This window comes from Streptomyces sp. NPDC028722, assembly GCF_040637655.1.
GTDB lineage: Bacteria > Actinomycetota > Actinomycetes > Streptomycetales > Streptomycetaceae > Streptomyces.
This window is the reverse complement of the sequence record NZ_JBEZWU010000068.1, coordinates 1-6,719: the sequence shown is the minus strand read 5'-3', so window position 1 is coordinate 6,719 and position 6,719 is coordinate 1. Positions and strand designations below refer to the sequence as shown.

The 6,719-nt window shown below is 68.3% G+C and carries 7 protein-coding genes and 2 pseudogenes; 6 read left to right on the top strand and 3 right to left on the bottom strand.

Features of this window, described 5'->3' with window-relative positions:
• Positions 1 to 91: 91 nt before the first annotated feature.
• Both AB0F03_RS37615 and AB0F03_RS37610 read left to right on the top strand, forming a co-directional pair.
• Positions 92 to 262, top strand: a pseudogene (locus tag AB0F03_RS37615) (transcriptional regulator); the annotation flags it as partial.
• Between the two features lie 667 nt (positions 263 to 929).
• The gene (locus AB0F03_RS37610) at positions 930 to 1,238 is read left to right on the top strand and encodes a hypothetical protein (RefSeq protein WP_362000941.1); all 309 of its coding nucleotides are present in this window, start codon (positions 930 to 932) and stop codon (positions 1,236 to 1,238) included.
• Positions 1,239 to 1,293: 55 nt separating this feature from the next.
• Here the strand turns inward: AB0F03_RS37610 and AB0F03_RS37605 are convergent, their stop codons facing one another.
• Complete coding sequence (locus AB0F03_RS37605) at positions 1,294 to 1,857, bottom strand: HAD domain-containing protein (protein WP_362000938.1); 564 nt, start codon at positions 1,855 to 1,857, stop codon at positions 1,294 to 1,296.
• Between the two features lie 91 nt (positions 1,858 to 1,948).
• Positions 1,949 to 2,431, bottom strand: a complete 483-nt coding sequence (locus AB0F03_RS37600) for a hypothetical protein (RefSeq protein WP_362000936.1) — start codon at positions 2,429 to 2,431, stop codon at positions 1,949 to 1,951.
• An 18-nt stretch (positions 2,432 to 2,449) separates the two neighbouring features.
• Between AB0F03_RS37600 and AB0F03_RS37595 the strand changes: the two genes are divergently transcribed.
• The 3 genes from AB0F03_RS37595 to AB0F03_RS37585 all read left to right on the top strand — a co-directional run bounded on the left by AB0F03_RS37595 (position 2,450) and on the right by AB0F03_RS37585 (position 4,447).
• The gene (locus AB0F03_RS37595; protein WP_362000933.1) at positions 2,450 to 3,100 is read left to right on the top strand and encodes a hypothetical protein; all 651 of its coding nucleotides are present in this window, start codon (positions 2,450 to 2,452) and stop codon (positions 3,098 to 3,100) included.
• A 131-nt stretch (positions 3,101 to 3,231) separates the two neighbouring features.
• Positions 3,232 to 3,981 (top strand): hypothetical protein, encoded by a 750-nt coding sequence (locus AB0F03_RS37590; RefSeq protein ID WP_362000930.1) that lies wholly within the window; start codon positions 3,232 to 3,234, stop codon positions 3,979 to 3,981.
• Position 3,982: 1 nt separating this feature from the next.
• Positions 3,983 to 4,447 (top strand): hypothetical protein, encoded by a 465-nt coding sequence (locus AB0F03_RS37585; protein WP_362000927.1) that lies wholly within the window; start codon positions 3,983 to 3,985, stop codon positions 4,445 to 4,447.
• 30 nt (positions 4,448 to 4,477) lie between these two features.
• Here AB0F03_RS37585 and AB0F03_RS37580 read toward each other — a convergent pair whose 3' ends face one another.
• Positions 4,478 to 5,809: a hypothetical protein gene (locus tag AB0F03_RS37580; RefSeq protein WP_362000924.1), complete on the bottom strand. Its 1,332-nt coding sequence runs from the start codon at positions 5,807 to 5,809 to the stop codon at positions 4,478 to 4,480.
• A gap of 797 nt (positions 5,810 to 6,606) precedes the next feature.
• Here AB0F03_RS37580 and AB0F03_RS37575 point away from each other — a divergent pair.
• Positions 6,607 to 6,719: pseudogene (locus AB0F03_RS37575) on the top strand (IS5/IS1182 family transposase); the annotation flags it as partial.

The following is a 6,719-nucleotide window of genomic DNA, read 5'->3' as shown; positions in this document are numbered from 1 at the left end:
TCGTTACGACAAGCGGGCCTACGTCTTCCACGGCACCGTCACCGCCGCAGCGATCCGGCTCTGGCTCCGTCAGTGATCCGCCGGACAGAACCTAGTGGCTCTCACTGGCCTGCCCCTGGGCTCGGTGGGTCGGCACTTGCGGATCCTGCGCGAGGCATACCTGGCCCAGCGCCGGCGCGCAGGCCGCTCGGTCCTCTACTTCCGCACTGCGGTAGGTCAGGTCCTCGTGGCAGCACAATTCTCCGGGTCCGGTGATTCTTAACGGGTGGGCCTCCTCCAATCCGTGTGCTTCAGTGATGCAGGGTGATCAGCCTTGGGATACGGGTTCCCCAACAGCTGGTTGAGGCGGTGGTGCGTCGCCGGTGAAGAGGGGCATGCCGGGGTCGACCGTTGGGGGCGGCCGTCGGTAGAGGTCCGATTGAGGCTCGTGAGCTTCGCCATGGCGGCGTTGAGGCTGACCTGGAGTCCTGCGACCTCACCGAGCCAGCCGTTGGCGCAGGCCTCGGTGATGTGCTCACGGAGGTTACGGATTTTCTCGATGAGGCGAGGCTTCTGGCGGGCGTCGATCTGGAGGACCGGACAGCGGATGCAGGCTTATCCGAACTGATCTTGAAGCGGATCTCAGGACATCGATCTCGCGCGTTGACCGTGAGTGACCGTCGCAAATTGTGTGATGTTGCGGCGTTCGGCGTGTCGCGGACGGCGTGTTGTCGGCAGGCTTGGTCACCAAACTCCATTCCCAAGCATGAGTGGCAGCCGCAGGCGCGAGCCGTAGGGGGCAAGCGCGCTCGTCAGGGCCGTGAGGTCGAGCCGGTCTGGTCCCGAAGCGCCCACCGGTGAGATGATGGCTAGCATGACGATCATCAGAAAGGCCGATGCCGCGTTGACGGCCTGGCCGCGTCCGTACCGAGCTTCCACGCCGGCCTCGGATGCAAGACGACATCACGACCATCCATGGTCTGTCCTCGGCAGCGCTCGCTGAAGCTCGACGGATAGAGCGTCAGAAGAAGTACCTGTGGTCGGGCTCGATCGGGTCGGCCATGGTGCGCTGGAGAAGCTTCGTCCACCAGCCGAACCGTCGCTTGTGGGACTACGAGAGCGGCGGCTGCACGGAATGGGCCTGCTGCGGAGACCCTTGGCAGACCCGTGAGCACCTCGAAGCGGTGGTGCTGGCGATGTCCCGACGACGGGCGCGAGAACTCCGCAATCTTGTCGATGCTCTGGACAGACGCTACTGATGCGCGACGGGGCGGGCCGTGTTCGTGTCGCGGGCGGCCTGGTTTCCGAGCAGTTTCAAGAAGCGCTGTGCGACGGGTGTGTCGCGTGAATCTTGTGCAACCACTTGTTGAGAGCGCTGTAGTCCAGGTTGGTGAGGCCCCGGCGGGGGTCGACGCGATGGAGGAGGGCATGTCCTTGGTGGTGGGCGGACACCCAGGCCCGATCGATGTCCGTGATCTCATCGTCGACCCAGGCGAATGAGCGCCCGGCCGCCCAGTCGACCAGAGCGCGGGTCTTCCAGTGCAGTCCGGCCCGCTCGGCCTGTTCGTCTTCGTCGAAGGGCTCCGGCCAGATCACCACTGTCAGCTGCGGCAGGCCGATCCGTGGTGCGATGCACTCATTCGCGTCGGCCATCCAGGTCGTGGCCCAAACGAGATCGCACGGTAGCGCCGTCAATCGTGGCCCATGCTCGGGATCGATCCTGGCCAGAAGGGGATTCGAGCCGGTTCTCTGTGCTTCGGGACCTGCCTGATACGTCGGGTGTCCGTCCGGATACTCCTGCGGCGCTGTCCCGAACGGAATGAGCGGACCGTCGACATCGAGGAAGAGCAGTGGGCGCTGTGCAGCAGAACCGGTCACGGCTGCACGATAGCGGCTCTTTCGGGGAGTTGGCCGGGGCCAGATCCACGACAGGAAGGGAGGCCACGTCCGGAGATATTCTGGCCCCTTGTCAGTCGTCACCCAGCGCGAGCAGGATCACGAAGTGCTCTACGGTGCTTCCGGCAACGACGACATCGATGCCGTGCCGGGTGACGGGCGTCCACGCACGGCCGTTGCCCATGTCCTCCGTGTTCGTGACCCAGCTCGCGCCTCGGCCAAGGAGCTTCGCCACCCGCGTGGCCGCCCGCTCCGCGTGATCGCGGTCTCGGAGATGGTGCCGCGAGTAGACGAGGTCGAAGGCCGACAGGTTGGTCATCAGCGCGACGGCGCCGGCCGCCTCGACGGGCTCAAGCGCCGCCTCGATCTCGCGAGCGGAGGCAGGGCCGACGGCGCCCGCGACGGCCTGATGCGCCCAGTCGGCCTGCGCGACCGTGACGAGGTCGAACACTTGCTCCGCGATGGTGACCTCCGATATCGCGCCCCACTTGGCGTAGACGTGATTCGAACTGGCCAGTGAGCCCAGCAGCGGCGCGATTTCCTCCAAGATCTCCATCCGGGCAAGACGGAGCCCTTGGGCGACGAGGTCCTGCGGCCGCTGCTGACGGCGTGCTTGCACCTGGTCGACGTGCTCGGACCGCACATCGTGGACTTGCGGACCCAGCTGCAGGCCGAGCGCGAGTTCTGGCGCAACGTCGAGTGGTCGAGGCATCTGCGGGACGGCGACCGGCTTGCCGCGCTCGTCGACGAACATCTGCGGACGGGGCAGCCGCTGCCGCGGATTGAGGACTTCCAGGTGACCAAGCGCCTCCGCTTGGGGTGGGACCCGAAGGATCCGTTGCTGACAACCAACTTCCAGCACCTGCTACGGCCGACGGGACACCGTGACATTCACAAGGCTCTCTTCGCTCAGGCGCGGCCGCTGTTGGAGGAGGCGGTCGCCGAGGTCGGCACCGAGTACCTCTGGTGTCGCGACCCTGCCGACGCCCCTCGCGCGGACACCGGCAAGTTGATCCCTTGGTCGTTGCCCTTGTCGAACAGGTCCTCTGATGCCTTGATCCGGATCGCAGCTCACGCCTGCACGGTCGCCACCTCCGCGTTGACGGGGATGCGGTCCAGCGAACTGATGGAGCTGACGGTCGGCTGCCGCCGCACGAACGACGCCGACGGCACGGGCCTGGCCCGGCACCGCCTGGTCAGCAAGGTCGTCAAAGGGCGCCTATAGGCGGCGAGGTCGACGAATGGGTCGTCATCGAGGAAGTCGTACGTGTCATCGCCCTGGCCGAGCAGCTCACGGACTCCGGGCCTGGACAGCCGCTGTTCGGCGCGTTCAACGGCTTCGAGTCCAACGGGGCCATGACCTGGCTGCGGCAGTGGGTCGCCTCGCCCGCCGGGCGCCGCATGGGCCTGGAGCCGATCCCCGACGAGCCGGTGCACCCACGCCGCCTGCGGCGGACGCTGTCTGTCGAGATGGCCGCCCGCCCGGAGGGACTGCTGGCCACCAAGGTCCACTTCAAGCACTTGCAGGTGGCCACCAGTGAGGGATACGCCGGCCGGCCGGGCGGCGCCCAGGCCGTCTTCCACCACGAGTGGAAGACGGAGGAGGCGAAGGAGACGCTCAAGCGGACCGTCGAGGCATACCGGCAGTTCGAACAGGGCCAGATGCCCGCCGGTCCGGGAGCCGACGCACTACTGGCTTCCTTCCGTGCCGTCGAGAGGGAACTGGCCGACCACGAGCCGGGCCCGGCGAAGGTGGTCACCGACCGGCAGATCGAGCTGCTGCTGAAGAAGAAGGCGTCGGTCCTGCACCTCGCCGCGGCGAACTACTGCTGGTTCGAGGATCCTGCGAAGGCACTGTGTCTCAAGCTCGCGGGCACCAGGTCCGCGGCAGCTCCGCTGACCGGGCTCTGTGACAGCTCCCGCTGCCCGCAGGCCACCCACCACCTCGTTCACCGTTCGGTCTGGCAGACCACAGCCGACAACGGTGCCATCCTGCTGGCCAACCCTCGCATCCCGCCCGCGGAGAAGGACCGACTGCGCGCCGAGCACGAGCGGTCCATGCGGGTTCTCGAAGAGATCGACACGACAGCCGGAAACGCCGAATGATATGGCACTGAGCCACCAGCAACGCGACCAGATCGAGCGTCGCATCCGCGCGGCCATCGACCGGCTGCTGGCCGGGCAGATCCCGCTCGGCGGCGCCTGCGACGCCAAGACGCTCGCCCGCGAGGCGGGCATCTCCCGCGCTTCCCTCTACCGGACCTGGGGCCGCCTCAAAGACGAGTTCGAGAAGCGGCGGGCAGCCGCCTGGGCAGCAGGTCGGCAGCCCGACCCGCGCGAGGCCCGCATCGCCCGGCTGCGTGATCTAAACCAGCGGCTCACCGGCAAACTCGCCCGCACCCACACCGAGCTCACCCAGCACATGGAGCGCCACAGGCTCCTCCTGTCCGTCCTGGCCGCCAAGGATGACGAGCTTCAGCGGGTCCGTCGCGAGCTGAGTTCCCCGGCGCCCGTCCCGGCAACGCGGCAGGGGGACGACGCCGTCGGCGTCGTCCCCCTGCCGCGCCGCTGATGTCGCACCGGGTTGATCAGCAGAACCGGCCTACTCTCCCAGCTGCTCGACGCACGCCGACCGGATTTCCTCCAGCAACTCTGGGTAGTGCTCGCCGTACGTATTTACCGCGTGCCACACCGCGTCCAGTGCCGCCTTCAGCGGGTCGGGCTCGGCAGCGGCCAGTACGGCAGGAAGGGCGAAGTGCGGCTGTGAGATTCGCTCGGGTCCGTGCGGAGTGCCGGAGGCGTGCACCACCACGGCAGCACCTTGCCCCACGCCTGCGGTCGGTGTCGTGCGCTGGCTGACGGGCCCAGTCGGTACGAGCGCGCCCAGTGCCTGGCCGAGGCCCCGCCGCCTTGGCCCGTTTCCCGACTCCGCGGCCGGGACCCACGTCCACTCGGCCGCCGCCGGGGGCGTGGGTGGGCGATATGGCGGTCGCCCGGGAGGTATCGCCTTGAGCACCGACCGCCTCGGGACCTGCGGGTCGGACCGCAGGGTCTTCCACAACCGGGCCGTGTCGTCGAATGGCGGCGGCAGCGGACATTTCTGCGTCAACGCGGTGAGCGCCTGGGTGACCCACGGAACGTCGGTCAGGCCCGCTGCCGCGCAGGCCCGCCGGGCAGCCAGCGACGCTACCGCACGCTGGACCTCCGGACCCGCGGCCTCGAGGGCGTGCACCAGGTCGCTGTCGAAGCGGAGCAGACCGCAGACATTACCGCCGACACCGCGCAGCCCCTCGCTCGGCAGTCGCCCGCCCCACTCCCACCGCTCGCGGTGCAGTCGCCGCTCCTCGGCTGCCCGTTCCTCTGCCTGGCGGGCCAGGCGTTCGGTCTCGACGCACTGCTCGGGGGTGGGCGGTGGCGGAAGTTCGCGCGCGTAGCGGTGCCAGTACGCGGCGATCTGCGAGGTCTGGCGGACCACACGGCCTGGGCGAGGCGGCGCGGGCCAGAACTGCAGGAGGTAGCTGTCCGCCTGTGGCTTCCCGGCCACTCTGGTGTCCAGCTCCCGTCCCTCGTCCATCCCCCGGGCGCAGTACCGCACCCGGTAGTCGGTCCGCTGGACATCCAGGTCCCACACGGCCTCGCCCGCCCACTGCACCAAACTGGTGCGTTCAGACACCGGGCGGAAGGACACCTCTACCACCTCCTCCCAGATCGGGTCCAGCGGAGGATCTTCGTCGTGGACCTCTACGACGAAGCCGACGTTGCCTGTGTGCAGCCCGGTGATCAGCCAGAGCACGCCCGGGACTGCGGCCCCGCACAGCCCCCCGCGCTGGCCTGCGAACGCCTCGGAAAGATCCGGGATCGCACTGTCCGGATCGCTCTCAACGTAGATCTGACCGTAGTGAACGTGCACCTCGCCTGTGACCGGCCTGCGCACAGCACCCCTCCCTTTGCAGCCGACGGCCTCGAAGACCCTCGGTCGGACGGGCCGTCACGTGCCCCGCATCATGCCGCAGGCCACTGGCAACAGGTCCGGCCATAAGACGGACTTGGCCGCTGCCTGCCTGTCCCGCTGTCAGCAAGAGCTCGCCGGACCTGAGAGGCGAGCAGCACCGCGAACACCATGGCGAAGACAGCTCCGGACGTCATGACCGTCACCCCCACGGATGCACTCTGGGACGAGGTGCTGACGTTGGACAACCGAAACAGCCGGGAGCGCCATCGAACACGATCGGCACCCTGGACCAGCCCCTGACCGAGACACATAGGAAGGCGGACGCCGCCTTCGCCGCGTTAACCCAGTGGTCCCCCACGGCGTGGACTCCGTCGAAGACGGCGGTCAGGGCGGCGACCAGGGCGAGGCCCTCGATGGCGCGGAGGCGATCGGTCATGCTGGGTGTGCTCCTCATCTCGGATTCGGGGTGGGGTTGCGGGACGGCCGGCCCTCTTGCCGATGCTGCGGACGCCCCGTGGTGCCTTCACCCCCGGCCGGTCTCCGGCCGGGGCGGTGGTGTTTCAGAACGGCGGCTCGTTCCAGGCCGGGATGGGCAGGAGCCGGATGCGCAGCTCTCGCCGGTCGGACCAGCAGCCGTCCTCTCGGATCAGGCGGCAAGCAGGTGCGTGGCCGGGGGAGCGATGTAGGAGGCGGGGTCGGCGGGCGTGCCGTCGAAACACTCAGAACAGGACCCCAAGGTCTTAAGAGGTCATCTCATTTGGCTGAGTAGGCTGTCGGCTGTGGTGGGGATCATTGAACGGCTGGTGCCGGACGAGCTGTGGGAACTGTTCCAGCGGGTCGCGCCGGAGGCGCCATCGCGGCCTCAAGGTGGCGGCCGGCGTCGGCACGGCGA

Bases quoted from the DNA above. Each gene is read 5' to 3' on its own strand.
- AB0F03_RS37610 (WP_362000941.1), top strand. From the start codon at position 930: ATGCAAGACGACATCACGACCATCCATGGTCTGTCCTCGGCAGCGCTC.
- AB0F03_RS37600 (WP_362000936.1), bottom strand. From the start codon at position 2,431: ATGGAGATCTTGGAGGAAATCGCGCCGCTGCTGGGCTCACTGGCCAGT.
- AB0F03_RS37590 (WP_362000930.1), top strand. From the start codon at position 3,232: ATGACCTGGCTGCGGCAGTGGGTCGCCTCGCCCGCCGGGCGCCGCATG.
- AB0F03_RS37585 (WP_362000927.1), top strand. From the start codon at position 3,983: ATGGCACTGAGCCACCAGCAACGCGACCAGATCGAGCGTCGCATCCGC.